The organism is Chryseobacterium sp. MYb264, from assembly GCF_035974275.1.
GTDB lineage: Bacteria > Bacteroidota > Bacteroidia > Flavobacteriales > Weeksellaceae > Chryseobacterium.
This window is the reverse complement of the sequence record NZ_CP142422.1, coordinates 5,003,871-5,025,018: the sequence shown is the minus strand read 5'-3', so window position 1 is coordinate 5,025,018 and position 21,148 is coordinate 5,003,871. Positions and strand designations below refer to the sequence as shown.

General features: G+C 35.3%; 20 protein-coding genes. 12 read left to right on the top strand and 8 right to left on the bottom strand.

The window, feature by feature from the left end; all coding sequences use genetic code 11:
• Positions 1-34 precede the first annotated feature (34 nt).
• Positions 35-2,014, bottom strand: coding sequence for a DNA primase (dnaG, locus tag VUJ46_RS22075; RefSeq protein WP_326982810.1), 1,980 nt, complete (start codon positions 2,012-2,014; stop codon positions 35-37).
• 100 nt (positions 2,015-2,114) lie between these two features.
• Here dnaG and tsaE point away from each other — a divergent pair, with 100 nt between their 5' ends.
• From tsaE to VUJ46_RS22020, 11 genes are all read left to right on the top strand, one after another.
• Positions 2,115-2,522, top strand: a complete 408-nt coding sequence (tsaE, locus tag VUJ46_RS22070) for a tRNA (adenosine(37)-N6)-threonylcarbamoyltransferase complex ATPase subunit type 1 TsaE (protein WP_326982809.1) — start codon at positions 2,115-2,117, stop codon at positions 2,520-2,522.
• A gap of 70 nt (positions 2,523-2,592) precedes the next feature.
• A complete protein-coding gene (locus VUJ46_RS22065; RefSeq protein ID WP_326982808.1) occupies positions 2,593-3,786 on the top strand; it encodes an alanine dehydrogenase in 1,194 nt (397 codons plus the stop codon).
• The gene (locus tag VUJ46_RS22060; protein WP_326982807.1) at positions 3,786-4,157 is read left to right on the top strand and encodes a hypothetical protein; all 372 of its coding nucleotides are present in this window, start codon (positions 3,786-3,788) and stop codon (positions 4,155-4,157) included. Before VUJ46_RS22065 ends, VUJ46_RS22060 begins: the two co-directional genes overlap by 1 nt.
• Before the next feature lie 91 nt (positions 4,158-4,248).
• Positions 4,249-5,019: a sensor histidine kinase gene (locus VUJ46_RS22055; protein ID WP_326982806.1), complete on the top strand. Its 771-nt coding sequence runs from the start codon at positions 4,249-4,251 to the stop codon at positions 5,017-5,019.
• Complete coding sequence (locus VUJ46_RS22050) at positions 4,997-5,707, top strand: LytR/AlgR family response regulator transcription factor (protein ID WP_326982805.1); 711 nt, start codon at positions 4,997-4,999, stop codon at positions 5,705-5,707. Before VUJ46_RS22055 ends, VUJ46_RS22050 begins: the two co-directional genes overlap by 23 nt.
• A gap of 109 nt (positions 5,708-5,816) precedes the next feature.
• Complete coding sequence (locus VUJ46_RS22045; RefSeq protein WP_326982804.1) at positions 5,817-6,206, top strand: hypothetical protein; 390 nt, start codon at positions 5,817-5,819, stop codon at positions 6,204-6,206.
• 100 nt (positions 6,207-6,306) lie between these two features.
• Positions 6,307-8,598: a cation:proton antiporter gene (locus tag VUJ46_RS22040; protein ID WP_326982803.1), complete on the top strand. Its 2,292-nt coding sequence runs from the start codon at positions 6,307-6,309 to the stop codon at positions 8,596-8,598.
• Between the two features lie 252 nt (positions 8,599-8,850).
• The gene (locus VUJ46_RS22035) at positions 8,851-9,696 is read left to right on the top strand and encodes a prephenate dehydrogenase (protein ID WP_326982802.1); all 846 of its coding nucleotides are present in this window, start codon (positions 8,851-8,853) and stop codon (positions 9,694-9,696) included.
• A gap of 129 nt (positions 9,697-9,825) precedes the next feature.
• Positions 9,826-10,092, top strand: a complete 267-nt coding sequence (locus VUJ46_RS22030) for a DUF2089 family protein (RefSeq protein ID WP_326982801.1) — start codon at positions 9,826-9,828, stop codon at positions 10,090-10,092.
• Positions 10,093-10,096: 4 nt separating this feature from the next.
• Positions 10,097-10,669: a YIP1 family protein gene (locus VUJ46_RS22025; RefSeq protein WP_326982800.1), complete on the top strand. Its 573-nt coding sequence runs from the start codon at positions 10,097-10,099 to the stop codon at positions 10,667-10,669.
• Positions 10,670-10,683: 14 nt separating this feature from the next.
• On the top strand, positions 10,684-12,327 hold the full coding sequence (locus VUJ46_RS22020; RefSeq protein WP_326982799.1) for a serine hydrolase domain-containing protein: 1,644 nt from the start codon (positions 10,684-10,686) through the stop codon (positions 12,325-12,327).
• A gap of 55 nt (positions 12,328-12,382) precedes the next feature.
• Here the strand turns inward: VUJ46_RS22020 and VUJ46_RS22015 are convergent, their stop codons facing one another.
• The 7 genes from VUJ46_RS22015 to VUJ46_RS21985 all read right to left on the bottom strand — a co-directional run bounded on the left by VUJ46_RS22015 (position 12,383) and on the right by VUJ46_RS21985 (position 19,447).
• On the bottom strand, positions 12,383-13,801 hold the full coding sequence (locus tag VUJ46_RS22015) for an L-serine ammonia-lyase (protein ID WP_326982798.1): 1,419 nt from the start codon (positions 13,799-13,801) through the stop codon (positions 12,383-12,385).
• 252 nt (positions 13,802-14,053) lie between these two features.
• Positions 14,054-15,397 carry an ammonium transporter gene (locus VUJ46_RS22010; protein ID WP_326982797.1) on the bottom strand — a complete coding sequence of 448 codons (1,344 nt, stop codon included), beginning with the start codon at positions 15,395-15,397 and terminating at the stop codon, positions 14,054-14,056.
• Between the two features lie 106 nt (positions 15,398-15,503).
• Entirely contained in the window at positions 15,504-16,145 is a 642-nt protein-coding gene (locus tag VUJ46_RS22005; protein WP_326982796.1) for an alpha/beta hydrolase, read from the bottom strand.
• A 157-nt stretch (positions 16,146-16,302) separates the two neighbouring features.
• Positions 16,303-16,929, bottom strand: a complete 627-nt coding sequence (locus VUJ46_RS22000) for a YceI family protein (protein ID WP_326982795.1) — start codon at positions 16,927-16,929, stop codon at positions 16,303-16,305.
• 78 nt (positions 16,930-17,007) lie between these two features.
• Positions 17,008-17,574 carry a YceI family protein gene (locus VUJ46_RS21995; RefSeq protein ID WP_326982794.1) on the bottom strand — a complete coding sequence of 189 codons (567 nt, stop codon included), beginning with the start codon at positions 17,572-17,574 and terminating at the stop codon, positions 17,008-17,010.
• A 144-nt stretch (positions 17,575-17,718) separates the two neighbouring features.
• Complete coding sequence (locus VUJ46_RS21990) at positions 17,719-18,768, bottom strand: glucokinase (protein ID WP_326982793.1); 1,050 nt, start codon at positions 18,766-18,768, stop codon at positions 17,719-17,721.
• A 115-nt stretch (positions 18,769-18,883) separates the two neighbouring features.
• On the bottom strand, positions 18,884-19,447 hold the full coding sequence (locus VUJ46_RS21985; protein WP_326982792.1) for a hypothetical protein: 564 nt from the start codon (positions 19,445-19,447) through the stop codon (positions 18,884-18,886).
• A 288-nt stretch (positions 19,448-19,735) separates the two neighbouring features.
• On the opposite strand from VUJ46_RS21985, the gene VUJ46_RS21980 reads away from it, so the two are divergent.
• Positions 19,736-21,115 (top strand): DUF1800 domain-containing protein, encoded by a 1,380-nt coding sequence (locus VUJ46_RS21980; RefSeq protein WP_326982791.1) that lies wholly within the window; start codon positions 19,736-19,738, stop codon positions 21,113-21,115.
• Positions 21,116-21,148 lie beyond the last annotated feature (33 nt).

The following is a 21,148-nucleotide window of genomic DNA, read 5'->3' as shown; positions in this document are numbered from 1 at the left end:
AATACGATAAATATAAACATTTCTATGATTAAATCTACCGTTTTCTGTTGACATAAATTCCTTTAATCGGAGAATATTCGATAATATTACTCAATTGAATCGAAGCCTGTTTCAGCAACGTGATCTTTTTGATTAATTCATAATATTTTGTTTCATCAGCTCCATCCAGTTCCTTTGCTGTAACGGTAATCAGATAATCAATATAACGATATTTATGCAGCAACACATCTCCTTTTACCTGTTCCCCGATTTTATCTCCATAATTTGGCGGATAAATATTTCTAGAAGCCCAGTTTTCAAGGTCATCCAAAGGAATTAAAGCATCCACCACTTTCGTCGTAATTTCTTCTTCCATAAAAGTTAAGAAAAAATTCCCGCTTCGAAGTTCATCATTCTGAATTCCTTCACGAACCTGATTGACAATAATTTCATTTCCTTTTATTAAAAACTGATACTGCTCTTCCTCAAAATGATGCAAAATTTCTTCAATCACCGTAATCTGATATTCTCCGTTTTGATCGTCTTTTCGTTTCAAAACAATATCACCAAACATCAACATATGATCCACCAACTTATTTTCCATAAATAAAACTTCAAACAGAAAAGGATCGCTTTTTTCTTCATCCAACGGAACAATTTCCATCTTCGGAGGAGCCGCAACCTGTTCTTTCTGTTGCTGAACATGCTGATTATGATTTTGAGTAACCTGTCTTTGAACATCAAGTTCATTGAACAAACTTTGCTCAGATAATCCAAATTTATTCGAAACTTCTTTTAAATAAACTTCTCTTTTTAAAGCATTTTGTACGAAACCTACCGATTTTACAATATCACGGATGGCTTCGGCTTTTTTTATCGGATCGTTGCCAACTTCTTTTAAAAGGATCTCCGCTTTAAAATCAATAAAATCTAGTGCCTCATTTTCGATGAATTTCTCCACATATTCCTGCGGATGTTTTCGGGCAAAAGAATCGGGATCATCGCCATCAGGAAAGAGAAGAACACGAATATTCATTCCTTCCGTCAGCAACATATCAATACTTCGGAAACTGGCTTTTATACCGGCATTATCACCATCAAAAAGAATGGTTACATTTTCCGTAAGTCTTTTAATAAGCTTGATTTGCTCTGTCGTTAAAGAAGTTCCGGAACTCGCCACCACATTTTCGATTCCCGACATATGAAGCGAGATCACATCCATATATCCTTCCACCAAAAGACAGACATTCTTTCTTGAAATCGCCTGTTTGCTTTGATTTAAACCATAAAGAACATTAGATTTGTGATAAATTTCCGTTTCGGGAGAGTTAAGATATTTGGCTGTTTTTACATTATTCTTCAGAATTCTGGCACCAAAACCGAGAACTCTTCCTGAAAAACTGTGAATCGGGAAAATTACTCTTTCACGAAATCGGTCAATTCCGTTTGGAGCATTTTCAGGAAAAATAGAAAGTCCCGATTTTTCAAGAATTTCTTTGGAATACCCTTTATCGATCGCAAATTCCGTAAAGGCATTCTTTTTCTCTGGAGAATATCCCAGCTGGAATTTCTTAATGATATCATCTCTTAATTCACGCTCTTTAAAGTAAGATAACCCGATTGCTTTTCCTTCTTCAACTTCCCAAAGAAAATTTTGGTAATAATCATTGGCAACTTCGTGAATTTTATACAGAATATCTCTTTCCGACTGAGCATTTTTGGCTTCTTCAGAAAATTCACGCTGATCTTCTTCGATCTCGATTCCGTATTTTTTGGCAGCGTGGCGAAGTGCTTCAGGATAAGTGAAATTTTCGATTTCCATTAAAAAAGAAATCGCGGTTCCTCCTTTTCCGGTTGAGAAATCTTTCCAAATCTGTTTCGCTGCAGAAACTACAAAACTCGGTGTTTTTTCATCATGAAACGGACTGAGCCCTTTATAATTAGACCCTGCCCTTTTCAACTGCACATATTCACCCACAATCTCCTCTACACGGATTGTTGAGAATATCTTATCAATGGTCTGTTTGGAAATCATATTGCAAAAGTAAGCAAATTACCAGTTTTAGTTTTCATTTATGTTCTTTTCAATGTTTAATTCAACTGGAATATGATTATTTTTGCAGTAAATTACTCTTATGCAGTTCAACATAAAAAGTATCGGAGACTGGCAGGAAATTGTCGACCGTATCATTCCCCAATTACAACATAATATTCTTTTGCTAAAAGGAAATTTAGGAGCTGGTAAAACAACTTTCACCCAATTTTTACTTAAAAATCTAGGAAGTAAAGATGAAGTAAACTCTCCCACTTATTCTATTATAAATGAATACAATAGCCCAAAAGGAAAAATTTATCACTTCGATTTATACCGATTAAAAAATATTGAAGAAGTGTATGACATCGGAATTGAAGAATATCTGGATAACGCTTTTCTGTGCATTATTGAATGGCCTGAAGTTTACGAAGAAGAACTCTACGGTCTTCCCTACCATGAAATGAGCATTATTAATAACGGAGAAAGCAGAGAAATCACTTTCGGCTAAATATTACGTATCTTTGCTGTTGAATTTGATTAAAAATACGATCTGTAAGAACTTAATGCAATTTTAAAGGATGAGTACTACTAATATTTTTACTCCTTTTACTGAAGAGGAGCTGATTCCTAAGGCTGAAAAGCTGGATGTAATCAAAAAAGGCAAACAATTCAGTATCGGGATTCCTAAAGAAACCTGCCTGAACGAGAGAAGAACATGCATCACCCCCGATGCCGTACAGGTTTTGGTAGAACACGGCCACGAAATTATCATCGAATCCGGAGCCGGACAGGGTTCATTTTTTACAGATTTACAATACTCCGAATCCGGAGCGAGAATTACCAAAGACCCTAAAGAAGCATTCGGGCAGGATCTCATTTTAAAAGTCAACCCTCCAACGGAAGAAGAAATTGATTATATGAAGCCGAACACGTATTTGGTTTCAGCACTTCAGATCAATTTGAGAGATAAGGATTATTTCTTAAAACTGGCAGAGAAAAAAGTAAATGCCATTGCTTTTGAATTTATCGTTGATGAATATAAACAACTGGCTTTAGTAAGGTTAGTGGGTGAAATTGCAGGAACGGTTTCCATTCTTTATGCCTCCGAATTATTAGCATTATCAAATGGTTTAATGCTGGGTGGAATCACGGGTGTAAGACCTTCAGAAGTGGTAATTTTAGGCGCAGGAATTGTTGGAGAATTTGCCACAAAAGCAGCCATTGGTTTAGGAGCAAGCGTAAGAGTTTTTGATAATTCACTTTCAAAACTAAGAAGGCTTCATACGTTGGTAGACAGCCGAGTTCCGACGTCCATTATCGATCCTAAAGAATTAAGCAAAGCCCTTCGAAGAGCCGATGTAGTGATCGGGGCCCTTCCAAGATTAAATATGACCCCGATTGTAACCGAAGAGATGGTTGCAAAAATGAAAAAAGGCAGCGTAATCATAGATATTACCATCGATAACGGAAAAGTAATCGAAACGTCTGAACTGACGACAATGGAAGATCCTTACATCATCAAACATGGCGTTATCCACTGCGGACTTCCGAATCTTACTTCAAGAATGCCGAGAACGACTACGAAAGCCATCTCTAATTTCTTCCTTTCTTATATTTTAAATTACGACGAAGAAGGCGGTTTCGAAAACATGCTGGTTCGTAAAAATGAAATGAAACAAAGCCTTTATATGTACAAAGGCAGACACACGAAAAAAATCATTTGCGACCGTTTCGGACTTACTTATCACGATATCAATCTTTTAATTTTCTAATGAAAAAACTCAAATTCTACGCAATTGGTCTTATTCCGGGACTTATTATTGTATTTTTTATATTGAACAAAAAAGGCGCAAGCTGCAGCGGTTATCTTCCAAACAGCCGTGTTATTGCAGAAACATTGTCTAAAGATTTTAAATATTCTGAAGCCTTCACAACAGAAATGAATACTTTGAAAGTGAATGAAAAATTCCTGAAAGACAGCATTATTACGAAAGGAAAAGTAGATTTCGACAGAAGCCACGCTCAGAAAAAACCTTGTCCTGATTATGTTTTAATGTATCCTGAGAACAATCCGACGTATGAAATTACGTTTGAGAAGTGTGAGGAAAATGTGACGTTGAATTCTTTGAAAAAATTGAAATAATTTTGTTTTAAAGCTTATTGAAATGCTTCGACAGGCTCAGCATGACAGCGTTAATACCAAATTGAAAAAAGTCAAAAACTGATTTAAATTAATGGATGGCAACTACTACATGATTCATGATTATCTGATATTCATCGGAGTATTTGCTATTTTCTTTTTTTTAACTATTGGTATCTATTTGTTCAGTCAAAATCAGAAATTAAAAATCAGAAATGCCAAAATTTCTGAAGCGAATAAAATCATTCAACAACGCCTGAATGAAGTTCAGCTTGAGCATATCGGCACCAAACTGAATCCTCATTTATTCAAAAACATTCTGAATTCTGTTCAGTCGCATGCCTATCAGACGTATATGTCGTTGGATAAGCTGGCAAATGTTTTAGATTATATTTTATACGAGAGCAACAATAAATTTGTAAGCCCAAAAGAAGAATTAAATTTTGCTTTAAGTCTTATTGAAATTAATAAAATAAAGGTAAATCCGTTATTTGATTTTAGAATCAAATCAAGAATCAATAAATCCGATGAAGTGTATGAAGAAAAGGTTTTTGCTCCTTTGATTTCGGTGGATCTTATCGAAAACGCTTTTAAACATACCGATTTTCTGGCGCAGGATTCATTCATATCTATTCATATGGAGCTTGAAGGTGGCATTTTCACCATGAAAGTCAGCAACAAAGCTTCGTTAAAAAATATGCTGGAAAAAGAAAAAAGCGGTTTTGGAAGCCAATCGCTGGATCAACGACTGAAAATGATCTACAACGACTATTATTCACTTCATAAAAATTCAAAAAACGGTATCTTCACAGCAGAATTAACAATCAATTTAGGAGAATTCTATGATAAAATGCGTTATTCTTGACGATGAATTACTGGCTATCAGCTATTTAAAACTTCTTTGCGAGCAAATCGATAATGTAGAAGCCGTAAAAGCATTCAATGATCCTAAAGTTTTTTTAAACGAAATCGAAAATATTGATTGTAACGTTTGTATTTTAGATATCGAAATGCCGGGAATGAATGGTTTGCAGGTAGCAGAATTAATTTCTGGTTCTAAAAAAATCATTTTCACAACCGCTTATAAAGAATATGCAGCCGAAGCATTTGACCTTAATGTTGTGGATTATGTACGAAAGCCGATCAAGAAAGAAAGATTAACACAAGCTTTCGAAAAAGCAACGGAACTTCTTCAGAAATCAAATAAAAAAGAATTCATCGAGTGGAATACCAACATTGGCAAAACCGTGATTTTCACGGAGCAGATCGCTTATATTAAAACGTCTGAGATCGACAGCCGCGACAAAGATATTATCCTGAATGACGGCACTGCAATTGTCTTAAAAAATCTCAGCTTTAAAAGCCTTCTGGAAATGCTTCCTTCAAAAGATTTTGCACAGGTGAACAAGAAAGAAATTATCGCTCTGTCTTCCATTAAAGTATTTTCAACCAACGAAATTATTACCACCATTTCTGCTGAAGGAGAAAATTTTTTAAAGCTACAAATCGGAGAAGCTTATAAAAATTCATTAATGGAAATGTTTGGAAAGTAGATTTTTCATATAATTTACTTTTTACTGCATAATTTAAACCTTTCATTACATCTGCCATTTTAAGCAGTTTAGTCAACGTAATTTTGCGTCTGATTAAATAATTATATCAATGAAAAAACTTTTCTATGCTGGCGGAATTCTCATATCCGGTCTTTGCTTTTCTCAGGAAACAGATTCTAAAATTAAAGCATCTTTCTTCGACGGAATCGCAGTTGCCGGATATGTAGATCATGGGGCTTTCCTCAATTTTACAGGACCCAATGTAAGTTACAAAAACAAAGATTTAAAACTGATTTTAGGAATGCTGCCTTCACTCAGAATCAAAGAAGACCAATCTGAAGGCACGAAAAACAGCCCGATTATGCCAACTTTGGGAGCCGGATTAACCGCAGTTTATAAGAAAATTGCACTTCAGGTTCCAGTGTATTACAATACTAAAACTTCAACCCAAAACGGAGCCTGGAAAATAGGAGTCGGATTGGGATATTCTTTCAAATAGAGTTTCATTACATTATTCATGGGATTGATTACATTTTAAGAATATTAACACTTATTAACCATTTATTATAAAGAAATTTGCACACTAAAATATAGGAGTTATGAATTTGGGGAAATATAAAAATATTATTTTTTACGTCTGTACCATCGCATTTTTTTCATGTCTGATGTATTGGTTTTTCGTAGAAGGAAAAACGCTGGAAATTGGAGAAAATATTCCTCCAAGCAAAGCGACGGGATCTACGATGTGGGAGAATTTCACAGATTCATTTTTAACTAATCTTCATCATCCATTAGCACTTTTACTGGCTCAGATCGTGACGATTATTATGGTTGCCAAGCTATTCGGATGGATTTGCATTAAACTGAAACAACCTTCCGTAATCGGTGAAATGATTGCCGGTATCGTATTAGGACCATCACTTTTCGGATTGTATTTCCCTGAACTTTCAGCATTTATCTTTCCGAAAGAATCATTAGGAAATTTACAGTTTTTAAGCCAGATCGGTTTGATCCTTTTCATGTATATCGTCGGAATGGAGCTTGATTTGAGCGTTTTAAGAAAAAAAGCACACGATGCCGTTGTTATCAGTCACGCAAGTATTATTATTCCTTTTGCTTTGGGGGTTGGGCTTTCTTATTTTTTATATAAAGAGTTTGCGCCGGATGGAATTCAGTTCAGTTCATTTGCTTTGTTTATAGCCATTGCGATGAGTATTACCGCGTTTCCGGTATTGGCAAGAATTGTTCAGGAAAGAAATTTACATAAAACAAAAATAGGAACCGTTGTTATTACCTGCGCCGCCGCTGATGATATTACCGCGTGGTGTATTTTGGCAGCCGTAATCGCGATTGTAAAAGCGGGTTCTTTCTCAGGTTCGGTTTTCGTGATTTTGATGGCCATTTTGTATGTTTTCATCATGATCAAAGCGGTAAGACCGTTCCTAAACAGAATTGCAGAATCTCAAAAAGGAAAAGGTTTCATCAGCAAAGCGTTGGTAGCCGTTTTCTTTTTGATATTGATTATCTCATCATACGCCACAGAAGTTATCGGAATTCACGCACTTTTCGGAGCATTTATGGCCGGAGCAATTATGCCTGAAAACGTGAAATTCAGAAGTCTGTTTGTAGAAAAAGTAGAAGATGTAGCTTTAGTTTTATTACTTCCGTTATTCTTTGTATTTACAGGTTTAAGAACGCAAATCGGGTTATTGAATGATCCGCATCTTTGGAAAATCGGTGGGTTTATCATCTTAACAGCTGTTATCGGAAAATTCGTAGGAAGTGCATTAACGGCAAAATTCCTCAACATCAACTGGAAAGACAGTCTCACGATTGGTGCTCTAATGAATACCAGAGGTTTAACTGAACTTATCGTGCTGAATATCGGTTATGATCTTGGAGTTTTAGGACCTGAATTGTTCGCGATGTTGGTGATCATGGCGTTGTTTACCACTTTCATGACGGGACCTTGCCTTGACCTTATCAATTATTTATTTAAAGGAAAAAAATCATCTTTGGAAGAGGAATTTGATGAAGGCGAAAATGATCCTAAATACAGAGTTCTCTTATCTTTTGAAACTCCGGAATCAGGAAGCACATTGCTAAAACTTGCTGATAATTTCACTCATAAAATGAATGGAAATAAAAGCATCACCGCAATGAATATTGCTCCGGTAGATGAACTTCACGCTTTTGATATTAATGATTTTGAAAAAGATCAGTTTAAAAATGTAATTGAGGCTTCACACGATTTGAAGTTAGAAGTTACTACCCTTTTCAAAGCATCAACCGATGTTGAAAATGATCTCACCAATATTACCAATAAAGGAAATTATGACCTTCTTTTAATCATGCTTGGAAAATCAATGTATGAAGGAAGTTTATTGGGAAGACTTTTAGGATTTACTACAAAAATCATTAATCCTGAAAAATTATTAAATACCGTAAAAGGAAAAGGAAATATTTTCAACACCTCTCCTTTTGACGATCTTACGCTTCAGGTATTGGATAAAGCGACAATTCCGGTGGGAATTTTAGTGGAAAAAGAATTTACATCTGCGGATAAAGTTTTTGTTCCGATATTCAATTTAAGCGATTTTTATTTATTAGAATATGCTAAACGATTAATAAACAACAACAATTCTCAAATTATTATTCTGGATGTCGCAGGACAGATTAGAAGCAATATTGAGGTGAAAGAATTAATCCGAAGCATAGAGCAGGTAGCACCCAATCATATCACTTTATATAATGAGAAAAAGATTGAAAAGGAATTTCTGAATTCACAGGACCTGATGTTGATCAGTAAAAAAAGCTGGAAAGGCCTTATTGACACGAAAAGCATTTGGTTATCTGATATTCCGTCAACTTTGATCATCAGCAATCCATAAATTTGTTTATCGTATAGATACCTATTATTTGGGTATAAGAGGTCAGCAGCAATGTTGACCTTTTTATTTTATTAAATTTTACGACCTCAATTATTCTCAATTGAAAAATATTTTATACCTTCGCTTTGTGATTTTAAACAACAGAACATATTATTACGGAATTTCTAACTCAAATTTGGGATAAGGATTCTTATGTATATAAATTAAAACCTCGTCCACGGACGGGGTTTTTTGTTTTAATAAATTAAAGAGATGAAAATAAGTATTATCGGTGTAGGATTGATCGGCGGCTCGATCGCATTAAAATTAAGAGAAAAAGGCATTAGCGATTTCATTTACGGGATCGATAACAGCAACGAACATCTGAACGAAGCTTTAGAATTAAAAATAATTGATGCGAAAGTGGATCTGGAATATGGCGTAAAGAATTCAGACCTTATTATTTTAGCAATTCCGGTAGATTCTGCAAGGAAATTATTACCTAATGTTTTAGATCTGATTTCCGAAAATCAAACCGTGATGGATGCCGGCTCCACCAAAGCAGGAATTGTAAATGGTGTAAAAGATCATCCGAAACGTTCTCGATTTGTGGCTTTTCATCCGATGTGGGGAACGGAAAATAATGGTCCTAAATCTGCAGTTTCAGAGAGTTTTTCAGGAAAGGCTGGAGTCATTTGCAATAAAGAAGAATCAGCAGAAGATGCCTTGGAATTGGTAGAAAGAATTGTAGAAAGTCTTGATATGCATTTAATTTACATGAATGCCGACGATCACGATGTGCACACCGCTTATATCTCACATATTTCACATATTACCTCTTACGCTTTGGCGAATACCGTCCTTGAAAAAGAGCGAGAAGAAGAAACCATTTTCCAGTTGGCAAGTTCCGGTTTTTCAAGCACGGTTCGTCTGGCAAAATCTCATCCCGAAATGTGGGTTCCCATTTTTAAACAGAATAAAGAAAATGTGTTGGATGTTTTAAATGAGCATATTTCACAATTAAGAAAATTCAAATCTGCTTTAGAAAAAGAAAATTTTGAATATTTGGGAGAATTGATTTCGAATGCGAATAAGATACGCGGAATCCTCGACAAATAAAGAGTTTTAACCACAAGGCTTTCTCCGGTGAGAAAGCTTTTTTCATCTTAAAAACTAAATAAATTTAATTTTATTAAAAAATACTTTAACTTTATTAAAATTTAAATTACTTTTGTAAAAACAAAACCAATGAAACTACCTATAATTTGTCCCAGCTGTGACCACACGTTACATGTCAGCCAAATGAAATGTCCTCATTGCAGCACTGAAGTTTCCGGAGATTACGAACTGCCAGTCATTTTGAAGCTGAACCGTGACGAGCAGGATTTTATCCTCAACTTTTTTCTGTCCAGTGGAAGCATTAAGGAAATGGCTAAACAGGCAGAGCTGTCCTATCCTACCATGCGTAATAAAATGGATGATCTTATTCAGAAAATCAATCAATTAAAAAACTAAAACGATGGTTTGGAAAACGATCTTTAATCCATTTTTAAGATACAATGAGAGGCAGCTTTTAATCATTGGATTAATCTCCCTTATTGTAACAGTAGCCTTATGCCAATTCTTCGGAATGTATATGGATGCGATATTCCATTATTCTTATCTTAAAGAAAATGATTCTGCTCTGTTAGGCATTGGTAAAAGTATTATAAGCTATTCTGCAGGAATGATTGTATTGCTTATTTTAGGAAAAATTTACAATAAAAAGACCAGAATAGTTGATATCATCAATACTGTTATTATTTCTCAAACTCCTGGAATCATTACTATTTTATTAAGCGAATTGCCAATTGTAAAAACCAGTGTGAATACCATTCGTGAAATCGTTGATAAGGATCCTCAAAACCTCCCAGCTTTTCCATTGGCTATTATGTGTATTTTCAGCTTCGTTGTTTTACTGCTTATCGCTTACGGCATAACACTTATTTACAATGGTTTTAGGACCTCTACCAACATGAAGAACTGGAAACAAATTGTAATTTTTGCCTTCGTAGTTCTCACCCTTTGTATTATCAGCCAACTCACTAATTAAATATTTCTTACACTATGAAAACAAAACTCACCTTCCTTCTACTATTTAGTATTTTCCAATTTATTTTCGGACAGGAAATTTCAGGTTCTTGGAAAGGCGAATTAAATATTCAGGGAAATAAACTTCCTTTAATTTTCCATATAACAAAAGCAAAAGACGGGTACCAATCTACTCTAGACAGTCCGTTACAAAAATCGATTGGAATACCTGTAGACATTACTACTTTTGGGAACAATAATCTTAGTTTAGAGATAAAAGCTCTTAATGCAAAATATCAAGGAACACTGAAGGATGAAAAAATTTCCGGAAAATTTACTCAAAACGGATTAGAATTACCTTTAGCTCTAACTTCAGAAGATAGCCAAAATACTAACATCGAGAATTATAAATTTTCTCAAAATCTCGATGAAAGTGTAAAGAAAATAAATCTATTTCTGGATTACTTAGAAAATAAAAATTATGAAGGTGGGGCTATTTCTATTTTTAAAAATGGCAGGGAGGTGTATCAAAGAAAATTTGGACAAGAAAATCTTCCTCAAAAAGATCAGAATCCTCAAATTTTACAAATAGGCTCGATTACAAAAACAATGACTGCCATTATGCTTTTTCAATTGATCGAGAAAAAGCAACTGAGTCTGAATGACAAGCTAGCTCAGTATTTTCCTGAAATTCCCAATGCACAAATTATCACTATTTCACAAATGCTGAATCATACTTCAGGACTTGGCGATTATGCTATGGGGCCACAAGGTGATGAAAGATGGCTGCAAGAACCAAAGACAGAAAAACAAATTTTAGACAAAATTAAAGAACAGGGAAGTTTATTTAAACCCGGCGAAAAAGTACAATATTCTAATTCCGCCTATTACCTTCTGACAAAAATTTTAGAGAAAATTACTAAAAAAACTTATCAGGAAAACCTTAGGGAAAGAATCATTAATCCTTTACAGTTAAAGGACTTTTATACAGCCGGTGAAAAACCTAAACAGGTTGCAGAGTCCTTTACTTTCACTAATAAATGGACTTTCGTGAAAGATTTTGACTTCAATAATGTTGTGGGCGTTGGCGATATTGCAACAAACCCTAACAATCTGAACATAATCATCAATGCCTTTTTCAATGGAAAGCTCGTGAGTAAAAGTTCTATTGAACAAATGCTTCCTAAAAACGAAGATAATTTTGGCAGAGGCATTATGCAAGTTGATTTCTTAAACAAAAAATATCTAGGACATAGCGGCGGTACTTACGGAACTTATTCTTTTATGTTGATGAATAAAGATGACAATTTTTCTATTTCTTATTCATTAAATGCACCAAGAGTCAGCAGCAAAAATTTCATCACTTATATTACTAATATTCTTTACAATAAAGATTTTGAATACCCTAAATTCAACGAAACAGCACTTTCAGAAGCAGATTTACAAAAGTATACAGGTGAATATAGTTCTAAAAGTATTCCTTTAGGCTTAAAAATATTTATAAAAGACGGGATTCTTTTTGCCCAAGGAACCGGACAACCGGAATTTCCACTGGAATATGTAAAAGACCATATTTTTACGTTTAATACTGCCGGATTAAAAATAATCTTCAATCCTGAAAAACAAGAATTTGAACTTTATCAAAAGGGTAGTTTATTTCAGTTCAGTAAAAATAGATAAAACAAAATCCTTAGAAATTTCTAAGGATTTTTTCATGTATAATAAATCTACAATATTAACATTCAGGCACATTCACTGCAATTGCGAGACCGCCTTCTGAGGTTTCCTTAAATCGGTCGCTCATCGAAAGTGCCGTTTCCCACATCGTCTGGATCACTTCATCTAAAGTTACTTTTGCTTTTGCGGGATCACTTTCCAAGGCGATATTTGCTGCCGTAATCGCTTTTATCGCTCCCATCGTATTTCTTTCAATACAAGGAATCTGAACTAAACCTTTAATAGGATCACAAGTTAGCCCTAAATGATGTTCCATCGCAATTTCTGCCGCCATCAAAACCTGACCAACGCTTCCACCAAGAATCTCCGTTAAACCAGCCGCCGCCATTGCTGAGGAAACCCCAACTTCTGCCTGACAACCGCCCATTGCTGCGGAAATAGTTGCATTTTTCTTAAATAAGGTTCCGATTTCTCCGGCTACCAGTAAGAATCTTACAATATCATCATCACTGATGCAATCTGTAAAAGCCTGAGAATACATTAATACCGCAGGAATTACACCACTCGCACCGTTAGTCGGAGCCGTGATAATTCTTCCAAAGCTTGCATTTTCTTCATTTACAGCCAATGCAAAACAGGCAATCCATTTATTGATATTGGTAAAATTTTCTTCAGCATCAACTACCTGTTGAAACCATTCATCTTTATTTTTATAGATCTTGTCTCCTAATAATTTCCTGTTGATTCCGGCTGCTCTTCTCGTAACGTTCAAGCCGCCCGGAAGAATACCTTCTTTGTTTACGCCTTTGTAAATACATTCTTTAATCTGCTGCCAAATGTAAAGTGCTTCTGCTCTTGTCTCCTCCTGAGATCGCCAGCTTTCTTCATTAATTAAAATTAAATCCGACATTTTATCAAACCCAAGTTTCTGGCAATATTTTACAATATCCGAAGATTTATGACAAGGATATATCGTACGAACACACTGCTTTTCTATAGAGTTTTTCTCCTGACTCATAATAAAACCACCCCCTACAGAGTAAAAATCCTGAACAAGTTCGGTTCCGTCTTCAAAAATCGCTTTGAAGATCATTCCGTTTGGATGATAATCTAAAGACCGGGACATATTCAATACCAAATGATGCCCGTAAATAAATGGAATTTCTTTTTCACCCCCTAAATTAAGAATCTGAGAACTTTTAATATGTTCTATTTTGTCATCAATTTTTGTCGTATCAATGGTCTTAAAGTCTTCCCCATTCAACCCAAGCATTCCGGCAATATCGGTTCCATGACCAATCCCCGTTTTGGCAAGTGAACCGAAGAATTCCAGAAAAACTTCCTTCACCTCATCTATTGATCTCTCTCTTTTAATAATTCTGATAAATGCAGATGCTGCATTCCAAGGTCCCATTGTATGCGAACTAGACGGGCCTATTCCCACTTTTATAATCTCAAAAACCGATATTGATTCCATAATTGATTTTCATTTCCACAAAAAAACAAAGATAAAGGTTTAATCGGATAAAAAAATTGTAATCTGTACGGGAGGAAAACTTTGCTAAAAAGTACCGCCAATTTATAATTAGACCAAAATAATTTAAAACAAAAAAGCCAAAGATCGTGACAATCTTTGGCTTCAAATTAAAACTATATGAACACTGTAGATAAACTATTTTTATGTGAGTTGTGAATTTAATTAAGTCTAGCTTAAAACTCGCAATTCTTTTTAACAAAGACTTTCTTCATGCTGAGACATATCCAATCCCATTTTCTCTGATTCTTCAGAAACCCTTAATGTGATGATACTATTTGTAATTTTATATAAAATGAATGAACCAAAAAATGCAAATAGAGAAACAAGTACCAATGCCATCATGTGATGCGCAAACACTTCCCAACCACCGTGAAGCAAACTTGCATTTTCTCCATGAGCAAAAATAGCAGTCAGGATCATTCCCATAATTCCGCCAACGCCGTGGCAGGCAAAAACATCCAATGTATCATCAATTTTCTTTAATGCTTTCCAATTAACCATTATATTGGATACAATTGCAGAAATAAATCCGATAAAAATACTTTCAGGAATAGAAACAAATCCGCATCCCGGTGTAATGGCAACTAAACCAACTACCGCACCGATGCAAGCTCCCAAAGCAGAAACTTTACGTTTATTAATTCTGTCAAAAAAGATCCAGGTCATCATCGCAGAACCTGAGGCGATAGTTGTTGTCCCGAAAGCCATGGCTGCTGTTGCATTAGCGCTTAAAGCCGAACCAGCATTGAAACCAAACCAACCAAACCAAAGCATTCCCGTTCCCAACATCACGTAAGAAATATTGGAAGGCTCATGATGAGGATTCTTTCTATTCCCGACTACGAGAGCACCTGCCAAGGCTGCAAATCCCGCACTCATATGAACCACTGTTCCTCCGGCAAAATCTTTAACTCCGAAAAATTTATTTAAAAGCCCTTCCGGATGCCAAACCATGTGGCATAGCGGCGTATAGATCAAAAGACTAAACAGCACCATGAATAGAAGATAGGACACAAAACGAACCCTTTCCGCAAAAGAACCGGTAATCAAAGCCGGTGTAATGACCGCAAATTTCATCTGAAATAAAGCAAAAAGCACGAAAGGAATTGTGGAAGCCATCTGCTTATGAGGTAAAACACCTACTCTGCTGAAAAACGGATAGCTTAAAGGATTTCCTATAATTCCGTAATGTTCACCATTTAAAGTAAATCCTATAGAATCACCAAAAGACAGAGAAAAACCAATGACCACCCATAAAATTGAAATCACCCCTAATGCGATAAAACTCTGAAGCATTGTTGAAATTACATTCTTTTTACCCACCATACCGCCATAGAAAAAAGACAAGCCCGGGGTCATGAGTAAAACGAGTCCTGCTGCCGCCAAAATCCAGGCGACATCTGAACCCACGATCTTATCTTCACTAAGAAATTCTCCGGTATTTGGAAAATCAGCAATCGGACTCCAAAACAGTCCTCCTATTGCCACCAAACTAATCATACTAAATGAAACGATCCATTTCAAACCTACTTTCATAAAATTTTTCTGTTTACCCCCTCAAAAGTAAGCATTAATTTCATAAAAACAATAAAATATTTTTAAAACCCCCTAAATTTTAATTAAAATTAATTTAAAAATATATTTATTTCAAAATATCCCCTAAAATTTTGGACACCTCATGAGGTTTTGTTGCCGGAAAAAGGTGGGTACCTCCTTTTATGATGAAATTAGGTTTTGAATATTTTATCGGAAAAACAATATCCCGATCTCCCAAAATCTGAATCACCTCAGGGGTTTCTTCAAATTTCCATTCTGATACTTTTTCGACAGACCATTTTAAATAATAGGGATCTCTGACTCTAAAATATTGTAGGATCTTAGGATTTTTAGGATCAAACAGTTTTCTCACCACAGAATACATATTAGCAGCCTTATCGTTGAAAAGACCAACAGGCAAAACCCTCGGAATTTTTGTGTATTCGCCCAGTTTAATGAATTTCGATTTTTCTTTGTCGGATTTTATGCTTCCAAGAATTACTACTTTTTGTGCCGGTTTTATCTTATTAATTTCCTGAACCACAATACCTCCAAAAGAATATCCCAAGAGGCTGAAAGGCTCTGAAACATCTATTTTTTCAGCCATTCTCTGGATATAATGACTGAAAGGTTCGTTCATCTGTGGAATGAGCCAGTCTATAAAAACAATTTCATACTGCGCCGGGAATTTTATTTTTTCCAGCACTTTAAAATCTGCACCGAGACCGCTTACAACATAAATTTTCATAGAACTAAAATAGTAAAAATCATCAAAATAGACTCGCATCTCTTTTTGGTTATTATCAATGAATACACTCAGGTTTTACCATCATGGAAATAGTTTACAACTGCACAAAAAAAAGAGCGACTTAAAAGCCGCTCCGTTATTGATAACAATATTGATCTTATTTCTTTTTTACAGGAATTCTGTTTTCATTATCCAGTTTTTCTGTTGAAATTTTAAATTGAAAATCCATTTCGTTTTTAATGAAATAATCCTTTAATGAAGATTGATAAAATACTTTAAAGTCTCTTCTGTTTAATGAGAACTTAGCAGATTCAATAATCACTGTAAACTGAGTAATATAGGCATTCGCAGGGAAAGAAATCGTTTTTCTCACGCCTTTGATTGTAATATCACCATAAATGGTAGAATTATACTCACTATTGGCTAAAGGGATAATTTTAGTTAAGTGAAATTTAGCCGTAGGAAACTTTTTAACTTCAAAAAAATTGGTACTTTTCAGATCATCGGTAAGCTTTACCTGATCTTCGTCCGACACATCTCCGGCCATAATACTTTTCATATCTATAATAAACTCACCATCGATAAGAACAGTTTTATCAAAATTAAACTTCCCGCTTTTCAGCTTTACTGTTCCTGAGTGCGATGATGCCTGAGTTTTTACAACCTTATATCCCCACCATCTGATTTCCGATGAAGTCACTTTTACGATCTTATCCCCCTTCTTTTGAGCAAAAACAAATGACATGCTTACGCACATCAAAGCAAACAATAGTAATCTTTTCATTCTTTTTTATTTACAATTCAACAAAAATAAAAAAAAGTGTAGAACTTCTACACTTTTAACAATCTTTTTTTGTTTAAATTATTTAGCGGTTACTTTTACAAGCATATCGATATCATCTTTCACAAAAACATCCTGCATGGTAGACTTATAAGCCACATCAAATTTCTGTCTGTCGAAAGAGAATTTATTAGATACCAGACTTACTACTCCTTTGCTGTATGAAATTTTCGCAGGGAAAGAAATAGCGTTTGTTTTTCCTTTTACTGTTAAATCTCCTGTTACGATGCTGTTGTATACTTTATCGTCATTTTTCTTTACACCGGTAATTTTAAAAGCCGCTGTCGGGAATTTTTCTACTTCAAAGAAATCACCGTTTTTAAGGTGACCGTTTAATTTACCCTGATACTCACCAGAAAGGTCTGTTGCGTTGATCGAAGTCATATCCAATACGAAAGAACCTCCAACCAATTGGTTTCCTTTCATGATCATATCCCCAGATTTTACTTTCACAGTACCGTCGTGAGAGCTCGCCTCAGATTTAGCTACTTTATATCCCCACCAGTGAACATCAGAAGCTACTACTTTTTTTGACTGACCGAAAGCCAGACCTCCGGCTAAAACTGCTAATAATAATATTTTTTTCATTTGAATAAAGTTATTTACCTTGTTTACCGATGCAAAAATAGGATACTTATTTGATAGATTTCATTGATGTATATCAATTAAAGTAATTATTTTCATGACTCATATCAGCAAATAAAAAACTCCGAATTTCTTCGGAGCCGTTCTTTAGTCTTGATAATAAGCAGTGTATAGCACAATACCGTTCAATCCTGTATGCTTTGTCTTGATCAGGTAAATGGGGATATTTCTCAACATATCTTCCATTTTATCACTGATCTTATATTTTTCGTAGAATTTATCCTTGTTAATATATTCCCGTATTGTCTGAGCAATATCTCCTGAGATCAGCAAACCACCGGTAGCTTTAAGCTTTAAAGTAAGGTTATTGGCCTCCCTCGCCAGGAATTCAATAAAAGTATCCAGTGTAATTTTACAGATCAATACATCTTCTTCAATCGCAGCTTTGTAAAGCTCTTCAGCAAAGTTGCCATTCGCGAACCGATCGGCTAACCATTCCGGTTCAGGATGTCTTTTCACATCCCTCAGGAATCGGTAAATATTAAATAGACCTGTTTTTGAAAGCACATTCTCCCAGCTTACAATTCCGTAGATATTATTCAGGAACTGATAAAATTCCACCTCAACATTCGTTCTTGGTGAAAACTCTGAGTGACCGCCTTCTGTAGCAAAAGGTCTTAAATATTTTCCGTCGAAGAAATATCCGGCTTCTCCCAACCCGTTTCCGGGAGCAAGAATAGCCACGTTTCCTTTTTCAAGCTGACCGCTGGTGTAGATAGGATCCAGATCACTGTCCTCCAACAGCCCCATCCCGTATGCTGAAGCTTCAAGGTCATTAAGCATTTCTACTCTTTCGAATCCGAAATCTTTCTTAAAGTCTTCTACCTCCAGATTCCACCCCAGCCTTGCAGGAGCACTCCTCCCGTCAATTACAGGTCCCGGAACTGCCATTCCCAGACGCTTTACATTTTCCAAATTGTTATCCTGAATGAATTTCTTCAAAATATCTGAGAATGAAGAAAATTCTTTTGTAGGATAATTATTTTGGATTTTCACTTCTAGACCACCGTTTCCGGAGATAAAATATCCCACAGTGGTAACATCTTCACGAAGGTTTGCCCCGATAATAGAAACATTATCATTATTCCCGTTCTGTACTCCCGGTAAATAAAGTGGAAATTTTGGATTCAAATTCATTATCTCAAATTTTATCTAAATATAATAATACTTTTTGTAAATTCTCAAGGGAATGAAAAAACCTTTCCAAAAATCTGAAAAGGTTTGGCTAATAATTGTTTATATTTAAATCTAACTACTTCCCTAATGGTATATTGTAAGAAAACCCTAGACCAAGATTCCCCACATTATAGTCCTGTCCTGTAAGATCTCCTTTGCTTCCTGTAAATACCTTCTGATATTGTACGAAGAAATTCCAGTCTTTGTTGTGATAACCGATCTCCGGTTTGATGTAAAACCCTCCATCAGGTCTGTCTACGCTGCTGTTTGAGGCAACTTTATCATTACCAACCAGGAAACCATATCCTAAATCAGTTCCAAAATAAAATCCTGTCTGTTTAGGATAAATTCTGATTAAAGCACCCACCGGTACAACTCCTACATCATTATTACTATATCCGTTGTTATCTTTCCCGAAATAATGAGTATATCCCGTAGCAATACCCAATCCGAATCCGGGAGTAATGAGGTTTTGGTAAGCTACATCTACCCCTACTGCTGCAGAAAGGTTGTCTGCGGGAACTGCTAAACCTACATTAGCACCTACTTTCAGCATATTATTCATTTGGGAGCTCTGAGCACTTACAACACCTGCCGTCATAATACCAGCCAATAAGATTGCTTGTTTTAACATTTTCATAACACTGATTTTTAAATTTTACTATCGTGTAAGATGTAAAAATCATGCCAAGAACCGCAAATAACTCTACTTTAACACCCAACAATGACACAACAAAAAGTGAATCAACAGGTTAATTTTAGTTAAAAATTAAATATGCGTTTAAGTAATTCTTTATATTTAATACAGAATTGAGATTTTAATGAGAGCTCTATCTTAAGGATTGCAAAAAATAGCCGTATTAAGAATTCTTAACCGTTATCATTTTAATCCTATCTTAATCTAAGCAGCAAAAAACAAAAAATTGTAATGATACCTTCATCACTTATTAATAATAAACATCTTCTATGGCGAGCCGGTTTTGGAGCGGGAATCAACCAATTGGAAGGTTTGAAAAATATAAACGTAAAAGACTTAATTAATGATTTATTTAAAGAAGAAACTTTTACTGAAATTAATTACGAAACCCCCGATCCGGAAATCCACGATTCTATGACCGCCCCATCACCTGCAGAAAAGAAAAAAGAAATGCAGAAGATTAATCGTGAACAAAACGAAGAGCTCAATCTGAATTTTCTGGATAAAATGGTTAACAGCAAAGAGCAGATGCGAGAAAAAATGGCGTTTTTCTGGCATGGGCATTTTGCTTCGAGAGTTCAAAATCCTAGATTTAATCGGCAGATTCTAAATGTTATCCGAAAAAATGCGTTGGGAAACTTCAAAGATCTTTTGTTTGAAGTGAGCCAGGCTCCTGCGATGTTGAACTTTTTAAATAATCAACAAAATAAAAAAGATCATCCCAATGAAAATTTTGCCCGCGAAGTGATGGAACTTTTCACGATGGGGCGAGGAAATTATACAGAAAAAGATATCAGAGAAGGCGCAAGAGCTTTTACCGGCTGGGGGTATGATAAAGAAGGGAACTTTGTTGAAAGACCAAAACAGCATGATGAAGGCACAAAAACATTCCTCAATAAAACCGGAAATTTCACGGGAACTGATGCTTTAAATATTATTCTTGAGCAAAAAGCAACTTCAAAATTCATCACCACAAAAATTTACAGATTTTTCGTGAATGAAAATGTGGATGATAAGATCGTAAATGTCCTAAGCGAAAGTTTTTATCAATCCAATTACGACATCAAAAAACTCATGAAAGATATTTTTTCAAGTTCATGGTTTTATGATAAAAAAAATATAGGAAACAGAATAAAATCTCCCATCGAATTAATGGCTGGAATGATGCGAACCCTTCCGATGAATATTCAAAATCCGGAAAACCTCATCGTTTATCAGAAATTATTGGGACAAACGCTTTTATATCCGCCAAACGTTGCAGGCTGGCCCAACGGAAAATCATGGATCGACAGCTCGACTTTAATGTTGAGATTACAGATTCCTCAGATTTGGTCGGGCTTACGTCCGCTTGACTATCATCCTAAAGAAGATGATGATGTGGATATGGGTTTAAAAAAGAACCCAAATAATCTGGCGAAAAGCTTCAAAAACCCGAATATTACAATCGACTGGGCAAGAGTGGAAAAGATCTTTAACGGAAAAAATATTGAAGATTATTTAATTCAAAATTCCGGGTCATTGGACATGGATTCGGTGAAAAACTTTTCGGATCGCAGTGTGAAAATGACTATCATTAATCTCATGTCAACTCCGGAATATCAGCTAATGTAAGGTATCAGGCTACAGATTTTAGCGTATAGTTTA